Below are 15,242 nucleotides of genomic sequence, written 5' to 3' on the forward strand. Positions count from 1 at the left end.
TTGAAGACAATACGTGAGCAAACAGATGGTTTCGCCCATGAGCGTCAGCTCCAGGGAAGCATGTCCTCGGGAATCATTGCGGCACCGTCAAACACGCAGACCTCCTCGTGAAGTTTTTGAAGGTTTGCGGGCTTCCAACGGTCTTCAAGCTTGGCATTCGAGATTGCCAGCATGTCTAGGATTCGATGATAGTCATATAGTTCTAGCTTGAGTTGGCCGAAACCATCAACAGTCCTACTCGACACCAGGCTTGCCTCCTGCTTCGCGTCTGTCGAGAACCTCTCACGCGTCGAAACGATGATCCCGCTGGGAACGCCGCGAGCGAGCAGGGTTCCGGCGACTTCGCGAACCGTGCGTACGCTTTCAGCTCCCTTTTTAGTCTCTCGCCACTTAATTTGAACAATTGTACGAATCTGATCATTGGCCAGCACAAACGCGTCGACCCCACCGTCCTTTCGACCACCGAGCGCGTGGACCTCGCAATCCAAATAGTCTTTGAGCAAGTCGGCTACGAACTTCTCCGCGCGGAACGGCGTCACCTGAGTCATGGCCTCGGGAAAGCGGCGAAGATGGCTGACCAAATATGAGGTAGATGCATCGTCGAGATTGGCGATGGCCTTGTATCGACCGATCACTCCCCGCAGAGGCACGTTATGCAGGTGACTATTCCAGTCCCGGAAGCCCCGTCCACCCCAATACCCACACTCCGTGCAAAGGAGCAAGACCTCGTCTTCGACCCATGATACTTGCGTCATGGACTTTCGACAGATTGCGCATGTTTGGAATTGCGTGAGACGATGCACCTCTCGGTTGGCGCGATCGTCCGAGATGCGGAAATACCGTTCTCCCTGAGAATCCCATTGAAGCTCAAAGGCGGGGTTGCCGAGTTGGGTTGCCCAGGCGTCGGGCTCGTCTCTATCTAGGGTGAGCTTCTCAGCACCGATATGAATGGGCCACCATTTGTCGAAAATTGCGATCCTTGCGCTGACGCTATTCATGCGTTGTCAACTCCGCCCTTCGCGTACGAATTTTAGCTTGGGTACCAGCGCGTATAGCGCCGGTTCAGATTGCGAATATCCCCCAGCGGCTGTGGTTTCGGCACTTTCACCCGGGCCTGCTGAATCAGAGTGAATTCTAGGGCGTCTTTGCCTTGAACAATCCTTCGAAGATTATTCAAAAAGACCCCGACGTCGCCAAAGTAGTTTGGGTATGTCCGGACCAGATTTTCGACACGTGAGACTTCGACAGTCACGACCTTCGAGCGCGTAAGGCCCTCCTCGATTTGCCGCTCGATGGTTGCGAGGCGAGCCTGAAGCTGCAAAATTTCTGAATACCTCTCGACTGCGACGGTGTGATCATCGTTGTTGTAGACGATCAAGAAGAACTTCCCATCCCGATAGAGATACGTCTCGGCATAGGTGGTCGCTGTCCGAATATTTTCTAACGTAGAGATCGCGTCAAGCTTCGCTTCCAGTGCTTTGATCTCTGCAATTCTCAGTGGCCGATTGGGCACGCCGGGGCCAATCGGGCAACCCTCGACATGGGCGAATTCTCCCGACATAAGTTTGAAGAGACGAAGCCAGTCGGCATTACCGTGGTGATGTTTCAAATCCTCGCCGTTGAACAAGCTTACTGCTTCGATTGCAGTCGCCCAAGAGTGTTGGAGGCGGGTGCGGATTTGGAACTCTATCCGACGCCCCTCGTAGACTGACTGTTCCTTAATTCGAGGGCAAAACTCGAACGAGATATGATGGCTACGATATCCATCCTCTTTGGGCTCATCAATATAGGGCCACTGCCTCCGGTCTCGATGAGGAAACCCCTCATTGATTTCACCAATCAAGGATCGAACTCCTGCGATGTCGTCAAGAATGGCGCGACAGCCTCCGATATCCTGCATACGGTCGAGGTGAATGTCAGATTCGCGCAGCTTCCGCCGAATGCTGGCCATGCGCTTGGGCCGAGCCGCCATGTCGCCCTTGATGCCTATTTTACGCATGCGGTACGCGGCCGACAGATAGACTGAACGCATTGGGAAATAATGGCTGTCGCGCCAAGAATTTGCGACAGCGAAAACATGATGCGTATCCCGCCAGTTAACCTCTGAATCTAGGCTAAGGTCGTCTTTAAGCCTTTTGCCTGCGGCTCGTACTTCTTGCAGGCTGAATTGAAGCTCGGGGTAATGCGGCATCGCGAATCGGGTCCAATTGTCCACTCAGGCATTTTCTAACATTTCTTAATGGGGCTATCATCAAAACTGAAACCGCAAATAGGCGGGTTTTCTCCCCAGAATGTCGTCCAAATTTGATGGAGCCAATGGCAGCACCGCTTCGAATTAATGTATCACAACGTCAGCAGATTATGACCGCCGGCAGCCGCCACCTCCAGAGCACGCCTGGCGCTTTCCTGTCCCTTGATATCCGCCAGATCCGGCAGATTGACCGGATTGGCGCGGATGGCGGGCGTGGGGCGCGACAGAAGCTGGGTGCCGCGAAAATGATTGGCGAGCGCGATGAGGCTGCGCGGGGCGAGAATATCGATACCAGCGCCGGCCCAGGCCGCTTCCGGCCCGCTTTCAGCCGGGCAGATCAGCCCTCTGCCCAGCGCATTGGCGCCGATGGCCGCCGGCAACGCACCCGAAACCATGCCTATCGTGCCATCGAGATTGAGTTCACCGAGAACCACATATTGGCTGAGCGCTTCCGCCGGTATGGCGCCCAGAGCGGCCATGAGACCGAGAGCGATGGGAAGATCGAAATGCGAGCCTTCCTTGGGCAGATCGGCAGGCGCGAGATTGACGGTGACTTTTTTTTGCCGGCAAGGCCAGACCCGAGGCATGCAGGGCGGCCTGCACCCGCTCCCGGCTTTCGGCCACCGCCTTGTCCGGCAGGCCGACAATCTGGATGCCGACCTTTCCGGGTGCGACCATGACCTGCACCTCGACGGGCACGCCCTCTATGCCCTGAAATGCAACCGTATTGACCCGTGCCACCATGGCCTGCCCCCGCAAACCGGCCGCGTCATCGGAACTTCATGTTCCATGGCAGCCACCCGCAAGCAACGTGCCACAGAGCAAAGAATAAAACAAGAACACCTAGAGAACAATTTCTCGCTGGCGATGTATTTTAGTTGTATCGAGTTGTACGCACGGAACAAACCGGGAGCGATTAAAACCGCTTCAGAAATCCTGAGCGTCGCGCTTTTTCTCGATCGCATCCCACAGCAGGCTTGCCACATCGGCGCCGCCGAATTTGCGCACTTCGCGAATACCGGTCGGCGAGGTGACGTTGATTTCCGTGAGGTAATCGCCGATCACATCGATACCGACGAAAAGAAAACCGCGCTCGCGCAGGGCAGGACCGATGCGGCGGCAGATTTCCTTCTCCCGCGCCGTCAGTTCCGTCGGCTCCGGTCGGCCACCGGCGTGCATGTTGGAGCGGGCATCGTTTTCCGCCGGCACGCGGTTGATCGCACCCACCGGCTCGCCATCCACCAAGAGGATACGCTTATCGCCCTTGCGGACATCCGGCAGGTATTCCTGGGCGATATAGGGTTCGCGGAACATCTGGCCGAACATTTCCAGCAGGGAGGAGAAATTGCGGTCGTCACGCGCCGAATGGAAGACGCCCGCGCCGCCATTGCCGTAAAGCGGCTTGAGGATGATATCGCCCATCTCATTGCGGAAGCGGGCGATCTCGGCCACATCCTTGGTGATCAGCGTCTTCGGCATCAGATCGGCGAATTCCGTGACGAAAATCTTCTCCGGCGAATTGCGCACCCAGGCGGGATCATTGACCACCAGCGTCTTGGGATGAATACGCTCCAGCAGGTGTGTGGAGGTAATATAGGCCATGTCGAAGGGCGGGTCCTGGCGCAGATGGATGACATCCATGGTCGATAGATCGACCCGCTCCGGTTCCGACAGGGAGAAATGGTCGCCCTTGATGTCACGCAGTTCCATTTGCTCGACGGTGGCGTAAATCTTGCCATCGCGCATGGAAAGGCGCTCGGGCGTATAGTGGAACAGCCGATATCCGCGCGCCTGCGCCTCGAGGCTCATGGCGAAGGTGGAATCACCGGCGATGTTGATGCCGGAGACATGATCCATCTGGATCGCGACGTTCTTGATCTTCGCCATGCGCATGTTCCTCTTGCAGCATGCGGACGCTTCGCCGGCCCGCCGTGCCCATTGCCTCGTCTTTTCACAGTTCCCGGCAGGACCGGGAGAGACCCCGGAAATGCTTCAGAAAACCCGAAAGATGTAGGGCAGCGACCATTCTAACGCAACTGCTGCAAGCGGTGGTTCGTGTGAGTTTTATTGAACCTTCACAATTCCGCCGGCGGAGCAGCACAGGCCCGCCGGCCGGGAGGTGAAAACAGGGTTCAGGCCGCGAGCTTGTAGGAGCGACCGGCAAACAGCTTATTCTTGACGCGATAGGCAAAAGCCAGCGCGGTGGGGAACGGACGGCGCATGAAGGCGACCTTGCGGACATAGTCATCCACCCGCCAGGTGGCCCATGTTCCCGCAGGAAAATAAGCGACATCGCCGACCCTGAGGATGCTGACCGAGCCGTCTTCGGCCGTCACATGCACCTCGCCTTCCAGAATATAAACGGTCTCATCCCAGCCGAAGAACCAGCGGAATTCACCCGCCGTGCAATCCCACATGGCCGTGCTGGAAGCGCGGTCACCGCTTCGGGAATGATCCGCCGCGCGTGCCTGAGGGTTGCCGGAAATGATCCAGTCCGGATTGATGGGGGCCGGCTGAAGCCGCAGATCGGTGCAGGAGGCGCTGACGACCGCTTCGTCTTTTCGTTTGCGCAGATAGGCCGGCAATATCGGCACCGTGCGGATTGCCATGGTTGCGGCTGCCGCGAACATCATTTTGAACGACATATGAGAAAACCCCCGTGAAATATTGGAGGTCTTCTATCATCGGGATCGTAACAAAGCGGTTTTGACAATCGGCGCAATTTTAGTCATCGCGCCGATTTCTGCGCTGCGCTCAGGCCGTCGCCAGCTGAGCGGACTGCACACCCAGCTGCTCCGCCTTGCCGGCAATGCGCTTGCCGGTTTCGCTAGAGAAGAAATGCAGCTTTTCCGGCGCGATCGTAACCGACAGCGCGGCGGGAACCTCGACATCCGGCGGGAAAGCGATTGTCAGGTTCTGGTCGCCGACCGCGCCGTGGATAAGGCGCTGCGAACCCAGCTCTTCGATATAATCGACGCGAAGCGCAAAACCCTGCTCGCCTGCCGCAGCGAGACGGAAATCCTCCGCCCGCATGCCGACCGTCACCGGCCCGGAGGTGGGCGCGAAACCATTGAGCGCAAACAACGATGGACCGATGGCGAGGCTGTCACCATGCAATTCGGCATTCAGCAGGTTCATGGCGGGGGAGCCGATGAAGCTTGCGACGAAGGTGGAAGCCGGCGTGTGATAGACATCCAGCGGCGCGCCGATCTGTTCGATGCGCCCGCCATTCAGCACCACCAGACGATCGGCCAGCGTCATGGCCTCCAGCTGGTCGTGGGTGACATAGATGGAGGTGGTGCCGAGACGCTTTTGCAGCCGCTTGATCTCACCGCGCATGGAAACACGCAGCTTGGCATCGAGGTTGGAGAGGGGTTCGTCGAACAGGAAGGCCGCCGGCTTGCGCACGATGGCGCGCCCCATGGCGACACGCTGCCGCTGGCCGCCGGAAAGGGCGCGCGGCTTGCGGTCCAGATAGGGTTCAAGCTGCAGCATGCGCGCGGCTTCGGCCACACGCGCATCGATTTCCGTCTTCGCTGTCTTGCGGTTCTTCAACCCGTATTCGAGGTTCTCGCGCACCGACATATGCGGGTAAAGCGCGTAGTTCTGGAAGACCATGGCGATATCGCGATCGGCCGGATCGGTCTGGTTGACGACCCGGTCGCCGATCTTCACCGTACCCTCGGAAATATCCTCGAGGCCGGCGACCATGCGCAGAAGCGTGGACTTGCCGCAGCCGGAGGGGCCGACGAGAACGATGAACTCGCCATCGCGGATGTCGATATCGACATGATGTACGGCGCGCACGCCGCCGTGGTAATCCTTGCAGACCTGACTGATTTCTATCGCGGCCATTTCGGTCTCCTTATTTATCGCTTTCGGTCAGGCCCTTGATGAACCAGCGCTGGAAAATGACGACGATCAGCACCGGCGGCAGCATGGCCAGAACGGCGAGTGCGAAAGCTTCGTTGTAATCGGGAATTTGCGAACCGACCCAGACCTGCAGGATCGACTTGATGCCGCGCATCAGGGTGAAGAACTTCTCGTCCGTCGTCATCAGCATGGGCCAGAGATACTGGTTCCAGCCATAAACGAACATGATGATGAAGATCGCCGCCATCATGGTGCGCGACAACGGAATGAGCACGTCGATGAAGAATTTCACCGGCCCTGCACCATCGATGCGGGCAGCTTCCAGCAGCTCTTCCGGAACCGATTTGAAGAATTGCCGGAAATAAAAGGTGCCGGTTGCCGAGGCGAGAAGCGGCACGATGAGGCCGGTATAGGAATTCAGCAGGCCGAGTTTGCTCATCACCTCATAGGAGGGCATGATGCGCACTTCGAGCGGCAAGAGCAGCGTGGTGAAAATGATCCAGAAGGCGAGCGTCGCGAAACGGAAGCGGAAATAGACGATCGCATAGGCCGCCGTCATCGACAGGACGATCTTGCCGACGGCAAAACCGATGCCGAGGATCAGCGAATTGATCACCATGTTGAGACCCGTGATCTGCCCGGTGAAGCCACCCTTCTGCGTCAGCACCTTTTCATAGGTCTCGATGAAATTGTCGCCCGGGACGATCGTCAGACCGCTGCGGTGGATTTCCGCCGCTGTGTGGGTGGATGTCATGAAGGCCACGACGACGGGCAATATCAGAAACAGCGCGCCGAGGATCAATACCAGATGATCGAGAGGTCTCGTCTTATACATGGTCTTCTCCCTCAATTGTAGTGGACGCGCTTTTCGATGAAGCGGAACTGGATGACGGTGAGAACGAAGACGACCAGCATCAGAATGACGGACTGGGCCGAGGAACCACCGATGTCATTGCCGCGGAAACCATCGAGAAACACCTTGTAGACCAGCGTGATGGGATTATCCGCCGCCTTATCCTTCACCATCACGTCGATGACGCCGAAGGTATCGAACAGCGCGTAGGTGATGTTGATGATGAGCAGGAAGAAAGCCGTGGGCGCGAGAAGCGGCATGATGACGGTCCAGAACCGTCGGAAACCGGAGCGGCAATCGATTGCCGCGGCTTCGCGCACGGAAACCGACACGCCCTGAAGGCCGGACAGGAAAAAGATGAAATTGTATGGGATCTGCTTCCAGACCGCGACGACGATCATGGCTGTAGCGGTATCGAAGTAGTTGAGACCGACCTTCATGTCCCAGCCGAAGACCGCGGCCAATTTGACGAAAGGCCCGATATGCTGGTCGAAAAGCATCATGCCGATGAGGCCGGCGACCGGCGGCGCGATGGCATAAACGGAAATCAGCAGCGTCTTGTATGTCGAACTGCCGCGAATGACCGCGTCGGCCTTGACGGCGAGCAGCAGGCCGAGCGCCAGCGAAAAGAAGGTAACCAGCACGGTGAAGACAACCGTGAATTTGGCGATGCTGAGATATTCCGGGTTGAATATCGCGTCCGAATAATTGGCGAAGCCCACAAAGGATGCGCCGAAGCCGAAGGGATCTTCGATATAAAACGAGGATTGCACGGCCTGAACGGACGGCCAGTAGAAGAAGATGAAAATCACCGCAAGCTGCGGTGCAAGAAACAGATGGGGCACGTAGGACGAGGAGAACTGCACGCGCTTCATGCCGGCTTCTGCGGGCTTGGCGGGTTTTCCAGCCTTTGCGGACCGACCGGACAAAAACCGGCGCGGTTGAGACGATGTATAGGCCACGCTTGCGCCTCCTTCATCCGGAAGCGAGCCTCCCTTCCATCGGAAAGGAGGCTCGACAACGATCATTGGTTTCGAAAAGATCGATCAGCCAGCCGTCTTGGCGAAGCGGGCCAGAAGGTCGTTGCCTTCCTTCTCGATGATCTCGAAAGCAGCCTTCGGCGTCACTTCGCCCGAGAAGATGCGGTTATATTCACGTTCCATGACGGCGCGGATCTGCGGGTAGAAACCGAGACGGTAACCCTTGGACCACTCGCCACCCGGCAGCGACAGCTGCTGGATACCAATTTCTGCGACCGGCTTTTCCTTGTAGTAGCCTTCAGCCTTGGCCTTTTCGTAAGCGGCCTTGGTGATGGCGACGTAACCGGTTGCCTTGTGGTAGAAGACCTGGATTTCCGGCGAGGTCAGGAACTGGAAGAAGTCGGCCACGCACTTGTTTTCGGCTTCAGACTTGCCCGACATTGCGAAGAGGGCAGCACCGCCGATGAAGGAGTTGGTGCCGGCACCCTTGATGGAGCCCCAGTAGGGAAGGAAGGTTGCCGAGAACGGCATGGTCGCCGTCTTCTGCAGACCGCCGAAGGAACCCGAAGAACCGACCCAGAGAGCAACCTTGCCTTCTTCGAAGGGCTTCTGGTTGTCGTTCCAGCCGGCGCCGTAATAGGCGAACAGGCCCTTGTCCTTCCAGTCTTTCAGCTTTTCGAACATCATGACGAGGTTCGGGTCGGTGACCTTGAGCTTGGTGTCGCTCACGCTGTCGTAACCGTTATTGTTGCTGGCGAACTGGATGTTGTTGCGGGAGAAGAAGTTCTCCGTGAACTGCCAGGTCAGCTGCGACTGGACGAGCGGGATATAACCGGCTTCCTTCAGCTTCGGCGCGACCTTTTCGAACTCTTCCCAGGTCTTCGGTGCCTCGACGCCAGCCTTTTTCAGGGCTTCGTCGTTGATGTACATGATCGGAGCGGAGGAGTTGAACGGCATGCCGACGAACTTACCGTCAGCGGCAGCGTAGAAATAACGCACGCCGTTGATGAAGGCGTCACGGTCGAACTTGTAACCGGCCTTGTTGATGAGGTCTTCCGCAGGAATGACCGCGCCCTTGGCGTTGATGATGGTGGCGGCGCCGGCATCAAAAACCTGGAGGATGTTCGGCTGTTCGCCCGAACGGAAAGCAGCGATGCCGCTGGCCAGCGCTTCTTCGTAGGAGCCCTTGGAAACCGGCGTCAGAGCGCATTCCTTCTGGGCTTCATTGAACTTCTGGGAAACTTCGTTGATGACTTCGCCGTTACGGCCACCCATGCCGTGCCACCAGGTGATGTTGGTCGCAGCCATGGAAGACGTCGCCGAAATGCTGACCGCCACTGCGGCCATGGAAATCTTCTTCAACATTACTAATTCCTCTCCACCATTTATTGGGATGAGGATGCGAATAGAGACGTTCCATGACGCCTCTTTAACAGTTTCATGTCAGATTTGTTACAGCGCCCGCTAATAGACTGCGTTGCCTCAAAAACGCATATCTCAGACGTCGCTGCGTTTTATCGGGCGGACCGGATTTCCCACCACCGTCGCACCCGGCGGAACGTCGCGCGTCACCACCGAACCGGCGCCGACAATCGCCCCATCACCAATGGTGACACCCGCGAGAAGGATCGCCCCGCCGCCGATCCAGACATCTCGGCCAATCGTGACCGGCCTTGCGATTTCAATGCCTTGCGAACGCGGTACGGGATCCAGATGGTGTTCGGCGCAATAGATCTGCACGGCGGGGCCCAGCATCGCACCGTCGCCTATCCGCACAGGTGCGGAATCGAGAATGACGCAGCCGGCATTGAGATAGACATTCGTGCCGAGGGTGATGTTGAGGCCGTACGCACAATGAAACGGCGCTTCGATAAATGCCCCTTCTCCGGCCGAGGCAAAAAGTGTCCGCAAGGCTGGCGCCATGGAACCGCGCTCGTCCGGCGGCATGGTATTGTGCTGGTGGACGGCCCGGCGCGCCTGCCGGCGCAGCACATCCAGCTCGGCATCCATGCAGCTATACCATTCGCCCGCGGCCATTTTTTCCCGCTCGGTGGACATGGCCTTCCCTCTCCTCAAAAGGCGTCGATGAAATGTTGCGGCAGGCGTCGCGGCAGAACGGCGACGATATCAAAGCGTAGCGAAAACCGCCCGGCATCGTTGCGGCGGGCAAGCCAGAGATCGGCGGCCGCGCGAATACGCTGCTGCGAACGGAAGCCAACGGCATCGACCGCGCTAAGGCCAGAGCGCCGTGCCTTGACCTCGATGATGGCGATAACATCCCTCTTGCGAGCGATGAGGTCGATTTCCCCCAGCCGGGTGCGATAACGAATGGCGAGGATACGATATCCCTTCGCCAGCAGATAGAGTGCGGCCCAATATTCGGCAGCATGGCCGCGCCGCTCGGCTTCTCGTCTTTTATCGCTTCGTCCGTCAGCGGCCATCCGTTTCCTTCATATCCAGCAGCCGCTGATAAAGCTCCTTGCGCGGCAGGCCTGTCAGCTTCGCCGCTTCGCCGGCAGCCTTGGCGGCAGACATGGTGGCGACGAGATCCTTCAGGAGCTTCTCGACATCCTCGATATCGGGAATTTCGTCATAAGAGGGCGGCTCCACCAGAAGCACGATCTCGCCCTTCACCACACGGTCGCCATCATAATAATCCGCAAGCTCGCCCAGCGTACCGCGCCGGAACTCCTCGAAGGTCTTGGTCAGTTCGCGGCAGACCACCGCGCGGCGATCGCGGCCGAGCACCTCCGATGCCACCTTGACGGAGGCGCTGATGCGATGCGGCGATTCAAAAAAGATCAGGGTCGCGGGGATTTTCGCCAGCTCGGCAAAACGGTCGCGCTTGCCGCGATCCTTCACCGGCAGGAAGCCCGCAAACAGGAAGGCATCGCTCGGCATGCCCGAACCGACAAGGGCGGCGAGCGGCGCGGATGCGCCCGGCACCGGCACCACGCGATGCCCGGCCTCGAGTGCCAGCTGGCCGAGGCGATAACCGGGATCGGACACGAGCGGCGTTCCGGCATCCGATACCAGCGCCACGGATTTTCCGGCCTCCAGCGCGGCGATGAGCTTCGGTCCCGCTTCATTGGCATTGTGTTCGTGATAGGCGAGCGGGCGGGTGCGAATGCCGTAACGTTCAAGCAGGATACGGGTGACGCGGGTATCCTCGCACGCGAGAACATCGGCCGAGGCCAGCGTTTCCAGCGCGCGGATGGTGATATCGCCGAGATTGCCAATGGGGGTGGCCACAAGATAAAGCGCCGGCTCCAGCGGCCGGGCCGGAATGGTGGCCGTGCCGATCCTGAATTCCTTCGCTGCCTGTCTGGCATCGCTGCTCGATATTTCCTGCGTCACACGGCTTCCAATCATTCTGGCCGATCCTTGCCGGCCGGTCGCTCCAGTTTTCCCCTTTATGGGCAATAGAAAACCGGCGAACAAGGTCCATCGGCGGTCCCAACCTGTGGATCATGTTGTATAGCAGCAAAATGAGCCGTGGCAGATGCACTCGGCTCTTGCATTTTCTGCAATAACTCTGCCATTTTGCCCGTCCACATTGTCCGGCTTTTGGCCGGTGAAGACTCTTCTTGCCGATCCGGCGGTGGCCGGTTCGCAACGGTTGAAAGCGGTAGCGTCCATGCGTATTACTCTTGAGCGGTCGAACCTTCTGAAATCGCTGAACCACGTCCACCGGGTCGTCGAGCGTCGCAACACGATCCCGATCCTGTCCAACGTCCTCCTGCGCGCCTCCGGTGCCAATCTGGACATGAAGGCGACCGACCTCGATCTCGAAATCACCGAAGCGACCCCGGCCATGGTGGAGCAGGCGGGCGCCACCACCGTGCCGGCGCATCTGCTTTATGAAATCGTGCGCAAGCTGCCAGATGGTTCGGAAGTGCTTCTGGCGACCAACCCGGACGGGTCCTCCATGACCGTTGCCTCCGGCCGCTCGAAATTCTCGCTGCAATGCCTGCCGGAAGGGGATTTCCCCGATCTGACCGCCGGCACCTTCAGCCACACCTTCAAGCTGAAGGCGACGGATCTGAAGATGCTAATCGACCGGACACAGTTTGCGATTTCGACCGAAGAGACACGTTATTACCTGAACGGCATTTTCTTCCACACCATCGAAAGCAATGGCGAACTGAAGCTGCGCGCCGTCGCCACCGACGGTCACCGCCTGGCGCGCGCCGATGTGGATGCGCCTTCCGGCTCCGAAGGCATGCCGGGCATCATCATTCCGCGCAAGACCGTCGGTGAATTGCAGAAGCTGATGGACAATCCGGAACTGGAAGTCACGGTCGAAGTCTCGGATGCGAAGATCCGCCTGACCATTGGCTCGGTCGTTCTGACCTCGAAGCTGATCGACGGCACCTTCCCCGATTACCAGCGCGTGATCCCGACCGGCAACGACAAGGAAATGCGTGTCGATTGCCAGACCTTCGCGCAGGCTGTCGACCGCGTCTCGACCATTTCTTCCGAGCGCGGCCGCGCCGTGAAGCTGGCCTTGACCAATGGCCAGCTGACGCTGACCGTCAACAACCCGGATTCGGGCAGTGCGACGGAAGAAGTGGCTGTCGGTTATGACAATGATTCGATGGAAATCGGCTTCAACGCCAAATATCTGCTCGACATCACCTCACAGCTTTCCGGCGACGATGCGATTTTCCTGCTGGCCGATGCCGGCTCGCCGACGCTCGTTCGCGACACCGCCGGTGACGATGCGCTCTATGTTCTGATGCCGATGCGCGTTTAAAACCGGCCGTTTTCTTCAATTTTTACCAGAAACGCCGGTGGATCATTTCATCGGCGTTTTTTGATTCGGCGGACAGGCATTTCGATCCGTAACCGAATTTTCTCAGTTACGACATTTTGCCTTGTTTTTGCGCCAAATGGGATCAACATTGCGTAACAGTTTTTTGACAATGACCAATATATCCGAGGGGAATCATGGCACTCAACCTGAAGCAACGCCTTGAACAGAAGTTCGAGGAAGAAATCCGCTTTTTCAAGGGCATGGTCAGCCAGCCGAAAAAAGTGGGCGCCATCGTCCCGACATCGTCCATCACCGCGAAAAAAATGGCGAGTGTCATCAATCCCCATTCCGGCCTGCCGGTTCTGGAGCTTGGTCCCGGCACCGGCGTCATAACCAAGGCCATTCTGGCGCGCGGCATCAAGCCGGAGAACCTGACCGCCATCGAATATTCGACCGATTTCTACAATCAGCTGCTCCGGAGCTATCCGGGCGTTAATTTCATCAATGGCGACGCCTTCGATCTTGATGCGACGCTTGGTGAGCACAAGGGCCAGATGTTCGACAGCGTCGTCTCCGCCGTGCCGATGCTGAATTTTCCGATGGCCGCCCGCATCAAGCTTCTCGACGAATTGCTGAAGCGCGTGCCGCATGGCCGCCCCGTGGTGCAGATATCCTACGGTCCGATTTCCCCGATCGTCGCGCAGCCGCATCTCTACCACATCCGCCATTTCGATTTCATCGTGCGCAATATTCCGCCGGCGCAATTGTGGACCTATACGCGGGCCTGATACTCGGCAAACTGCCGGAACCCGTCATTTCCCGGTCGTGACGAATGGTTAGGGTGTCGATTTACCCTTTCCATCGCCCTTGAGGACCGAACCCCATGCATGCGCTCTATATCACTCACCCCCAGGTCAAGATCGATCCGGCTGTTCCCGTCCCCGAATGGGGGCTTTCGGACAGGGGTGTCGAACGGACGCGGGAGGCAAGCCGCCTCCCCTGGGCGAAGGCATTGCGGCGCATCGTTTCCAGCGCCGAAACCAAGGCGATCGAAACCGCCCGTGTCCTTGCCGAGACATCGGGCGCAGAAATGGAGATCGTCGAGGCGATGCATGAAAACGACCGGTCCGCCACCGGTTTCCTGCCGCCGCCGGAATTCGAGAAGGCCGCGGACTGGTTCTTCGCCCATCCCGAGGAGAGTTTTCACGGTTGGGAGCGTGCAATCGACGCGCAGGCGCGGATCGTCGGGGCCATCAAAGCCGTTCTTGACCGGCACGACCCGCAGCAGCCTATTGCCTTTGTCGGCCATGGTGGCGTGGGCACACTTCTGAAATGCCATATCGAGGGCCGAGGCATCAGCCGCAGCAAGGACCAGCCGGCGGGTGGCGGCAATCTTTTCCGCTTCTCCATCGCCGAGTTTTCACTTGCAGCCGCGTCCCCCACATGCGACTGGACGGCAATGGAAACATGGCAGGGATAAGACAATGACCGCGCGCGAAAAACTCATCGTCGGGCTGGATGTTCCGACTGTGCAGCAGGCAGAAGACATCGTCTCGAAAATCGGCGACGAGGTTCTCTTCTACAAGATCGGTTATCAGCTGGTATTTGCAGGCGGCCTCGAATTCGCGCGTGACCTTGTGCAGAGCGGCAAGAAGGTCTTTCTCGACATGAAGCTGCTCGATATCGACAATACCGTCGCCTCCGGCGTCGAAAACATCGCCCGCATGGGCATGTCGATGCTGACGTTGCATGCCTACCCGAAAGCCATGCGTGCTGCCGTCAAGGCGGCGGAAGGTTCCGGGCTTTGCCTGCTGGGCGTCACCGTGCTGACCTCCATGGATGACAGCGATCTGGTCGAAGCCGGTTACGCATCCGACGCCCGTTCACTGGTGCTGCGCCGGGCGGAACAGGCACGCGAGGCAGGCATGGGCGGCATCGTCTGTTCGGCGGAGGAATCAACCGCCGTGCGGGAAATCCTCGGTCCGGACCTTGCCGTGGTCACCCCCGGCATTCGCCCCGCCGGTGCCGATCTCGGCGATCAGAAGCGGGTGATGACGCCTTATGACGCCATCAAGGCCGGTTCCAGCCATCTGGTTGTCGCCCGCCCCATCGTCAGAGCGGAAGACCCGAAAGCGGCGGCCCGCGCCATTCTGGACGACATGCTGCGCGCCAGTTTTCCGGCCAATCAGTAACGACAATCGGAGGAGACGACATGCCCAAGGGATATTGGATCGCCCGCGTCGATGTGCGCGACAGCGAACGCTACAAGGACTATGTGACGACGGCGAAACCCGCTTTCGAGCGCTTTGGCGCCAATTTTCTGGCCCGTGGCGGTGCTTTGACCGAGCTGGAAGGCAAGGCGCGTGCGCGCAACGTCGTCATCGAGTTCCCTTCGGTGCAGCACGCCATCGATTGCTATAATTCTCCCGAATACCAGGCGGCCGCCAAAATCCGCCAGGAAGTCGCAGATGCGGAAATGGTGATCATCGAAGGAATTTGACGGCCGTCAACCGCATTTCCAAAACTAGC

16 protein-coding genes and 1 pseudogene are annotated in these 15,242 nt (G+C 58.5%); 5 read left to right on the top strand and 12 right to left on the bottom strand.

The annotated features are described in order from the left end of the window. Nucleotides 1-44 precede the first annotated feature (44 nt). The 12 genes and pseudogenes from QD336_RS06180 to rsmI form a co-directional block, all read right to left on the bottom strand. Nucleotides 45-998 carry a restriction endonuclease gene (locus QD336_RS06180; protein WP_333898039.1) on the bottom strand — a complete coding sequence of 318 codons (954 nt, stop codon included), beginning with the start codon at nucleotides 996-998 and terminating at the stop codon, nucleotides 45-47. Nucleotides 999-1,030: 32 nt separating this feature from the next. Continuing rightward, nucleotides 1,031-2,215: a RelA/SpoT domain-containing protein gene (locus QD336_RS06185; protein WP_333898040.1), complete on the bottom strand. Its 1,185-nt coding sequence runs from the start codon at nucleotides 2,213-2,215 to the stop codon at nucleotides 1,031-1,033. 137 nt (nucleotides 2,216-2,352) lie between these two features. Beyond that, nucleotides 2,353-2,995, bottom strand: a pseudogene (locus tag QD336_RS06190) (magnesium chelatase domain-containing protein); the annotation flags it as partial. A gap of 183 nt (nucleotides 2,996-3,178) precedes the next feature. Beyond that, nucleotides 3,179-4,138 (bottom strand): glutathione synthase, encoded by a 960-nt coding sequence (gene gshB / locus QD336_RS06195; protein ID WP_269341652.1) that lies wholly within the window; start codon nucleotides 4,136-4,138, stop codon nucleotides 3,179-3,181. 245 nt (nucleotides 4,139-4,383) lie between these two features. Then, nucleotides 4,384-4,896 (bottom strand): cupin domain-containing protein, encoded by a 513-nt coding sequence (locus QD336_RS06200; RefSeq protein ID WP_269341651.1) that lies wholly within the window; start codon nucleotides 4,894-4,896, stop codon nucleotides 4,384-4,386. 109 nt (nucleotides 4,897-5,005) lie between these two features. Further along, a complete protein-coding gene (locus QD336_RS06205) occupies nucleotides 5,006-6,106 on the bottom strand; it encodes a sn-glycerol-3-phosphate import ATP-binding protein UgpC (protein WP_269341649.1) in 1,101 nt (366 codons plus the stop codon). A gap of 10 nt (nucleotides 6,107-6,116) precedes the next feature. Next, nucleotides 6,117-6,959: a sn-glycerol-3-phosphate ABC transporter permease UgpE gene (gene ugpE, locus QD336_RS06210; protein ID WP_499169847.1), complete on the bottom strand. Its 843-nt coding sequence runs from the start codon at nucleotides 6,957-6,959 to the stop codon at nucleotides 6,117-6,119. A gap of 11 nt (nucleotides 6,960-6,970) precedes the next feature. Further along, the gene (locus tag QD336_RS06215) at nucleotides 6,971-7,939 is read right to left on the bottom strand and encodes an ABC transporter permease subunit (RefSeq protein ID WP_499169848.1); all 969 of its coding nucleotides are present in this window, start codon (nucleotides 7,937-7,939) and stop codon (nucleotides 6,971-6,973) included. Between the two features lie 84 nt (nucleotides 7,940-8,023). Then, on the bottom strand, nucleotides 8,024-9,322 hold the full coding sequence (locus QD336_RS06220; RefSeq protein WP_499169850.1) for an extracellular solute-binding protein: 1,299 nt from the start codon (nucleotides 9,320-9,322) through the stop codon (nucleotides 8,024-8,026). Between the two features lie 132 nt (nucleotides 9,323-9,454). Further along, on the bottom strand, nucleotides 9,455-10,015 hold the full coding sequence (locus QD336_RS06225) for a sugar O-acetyltransferase (RefSeq protein ID WP_499169852.1): 561 nt from the start codon (nucleotides 10,013-10,015) through the stop codon (nucleotides 9,455-9,457). A gap of 14 nt (nucleotides 10,016-10,029) precedes the next feature. Next, nucleotides 10,030-10,398: a YraN family protein gene (locus QD336_RS06230; protein WP_269341640.1), complete on the bottom strand. Its 369-nt coding sequence runs from the start codon at nucleotides 10,396-10,398 to the stop codon at nucleotides 10,030-10,032. Further along, entirely contained in the window at nucleotides 10,388-11,329 is a 942-nt protein-coding gene (gene rsmI / locus QD336_RS06235; RefSeq protein ID WP_499169854.1) for a 16S rRNA (cytidine(1402)-2'-O)-methyltransferase, read from the bottom strand. The genes QD336_RS06230 and rsmI overlap by 11 nt, the downstream gene beginning before the upstream one ends. A gap of 265 nt (nucleotides 11,330-11,594) precedes the next feature. Here rsmI and dnaN point away from each other — a divergent pair, with 265 nt between their 5' ends. The 5 genes from dnaN (at nucleotide 11,595) to QD336_RS06260 (ending at nucleotide 15,213) form a co-directional block, all read left to right on the top strand. After that, nucleotides 11,595-12,713, top strand: coding sequence for a DNA polymerase III subunit beta (gene dnaN, locus QD336_RS06240; RefSeq protein WP_269341636.1), 1,119 nt, complete (start codon nucleotides 11,595-11,597; stop codon nucleotides 12,711-12,713). A 194-nt stretch (nucleotides 12,714-12,907) separates the two neighbouring features. Further along, nucleotides 12,908-13,501: a phospholipid N-methyltransferase PmtA gene (pmtA, locus tag QD336_RS06245; protein ID WP_003503844.1), complete on the top strand. Its 594-nt coding sequence runs from the start codon at nucleotides 12,908-12,910 to the stop codon at nucleotides 13,499-13,501. A gap of 95 nt (nucleotides 13,502-13,596) precedes the next feature. Beyond that, nucleotides 13,597-14,193, top strand: coding sequence for a histidine phosphatase family protein (locus QD336_RS06250; RefSeq protein ID WP_499169855.1), 597 nt, complete (start codon nucleotides 13,597-13,599; stop codon nucleotides 14,191-14,193). 4 nt (nucleotides 14,194-14,197) lie between these two features. Beyond that, nucleotides 14,198-14,905: an orotidine-5'-phosphate decarboxylase gene (pyrF, locus tag QD336_RS06255; protein WP_010970804.1), complete on the top strand. Its 708-nt coding sequence runs from the start codon at nucleotides 14,198-14,200 to the stop codon at nucleotides 14,903-14,905. Nucleotides 14,906-14,925: 20 nt separating this feature from the next. Next, nucleotides 14,926-15,213 carry a DUF1330 domain-containing protein gene (locus QD336_RS06260; protein WP_499169857.1) on the top strand — a complete coding sequence of 96 codons (288 nt, stop codon included), beginning with the start codon at nucleotides 14,926-14,928 and terminating at the stop codon, nucleotides 15,211-15,213. Nucleotides 15,214-15,242 lie beyond the last annotated feature (29 nt).

Source organism: Rhizobium sp. BR 250 (genome assembly GCF_047445855.1).
Classification (GTDB): domain Bacteria; phylum Pseudomonadota; class Alphaproteobacteria; order Rhizobiales; family Rhizobiaceae; genus Agrobacterium; species Agrobacterium tumefaciens_I.

Excerpts from the sequence above, each read along its gene's own strand:
- QD336_RS06250 (WP_499169855.1), top strand. The coding sequence starts at position 13,597 with ATGCATGCGCTCTATATCACTCACCCCCAGGTCAAGATCGATCCGGCT.
- QD336_RS06220 (WP_499169850.1), bottom strand. The coding sequence starts at position 9,322 with ATGTTGAAGAAGATTTCCATGGCCGCAGTGGCGGTCAGCATTTCGGCG.
- pmtA (WP_003503844.1), top strand. The coding sequence starts at position 12,908 with ATGGCACTCAACCTGAAGCAACGCCTTGAACAGAAGTTCGAGGAAGAA.
- rsmI (WP_499169854.1), bottom strand. The coding sequence starts at position 11,329 with ATGATTGGAAGCCGTGTGACGCAGGAAATATCGAGCAGCGATGCCAGA.
- QD336_RS06200 (WP_269341651.1), bottom strand. The coding sequence starts at position 4,896 with ATGTCGTTCAAAATGATGTTCGCGGCAGCCGCAACCATGGCAATCCGC.
- QD336_RS06205 (WP_269341649.1), bottom strand. The coding sequence starts at position 6,106 with ATGGCCGCGATAGAAATCAGTCAGGTCTGCAAGGATTACCACGGCGGC.
- QD336_RS06230 (WP_269341640.1), bottom strand. The coding sequence starts at position 10,398 with ATGGCCGCTGACGGACGAAGCGATAAAAGACGAGAAGCCGAGCGGCGC.
- gshB (WP_269341652.1), bottom strand. The coding sequence starts at position 4,138 with ATGGCGAAGATCAAGAACGTCGCGATCCAGATGGATCATGTCTCCGGC.
- QD336_RS06225 (WP_499169852.1), bottom strand. The coding sequence starts at position 10,015 with ATGTCCACCGAGCGGGAAAAAATGGCCGCGGGCGAATGGTATAGCTGC.
- ugpE (WP_499169847.1), bottom strand. The coding sequence starts at position 6,959 with ATGTATAAGACGAGACCTCTCGATCATCTGGTATTGATCCTCGGCGCG.
- QD336_RS06260 (WP_499169857.1), top strand. The coding sequence starts at position 14,926 with ATGCCCAAGGGATATTGGATCGCCCGCGTCGATGTGCGCGACAGCGAA.
- pyrF (WP_010970804.1), top strand. The coding sequence starts at position 14,198 with ATGACCGCGCGCGAAAAACTCATCGTCGGGCTGGATGTTCCGACTGTG.
- QD336_RS06180 (WP_333898039.1), bottom strand. The coding sequence starts at position 998 with ATGAATAGCGTCAGCGCAAGGATCGCAATTTTCGACAAATGGTGGCCC.
- dnaN (WP_269341636.1), top strand. The coding sequence starts at position 11,595 with ATGCGTATTACTCTTGAGCGGTCGAACCTTCTGAAATCGCTGAACCAC.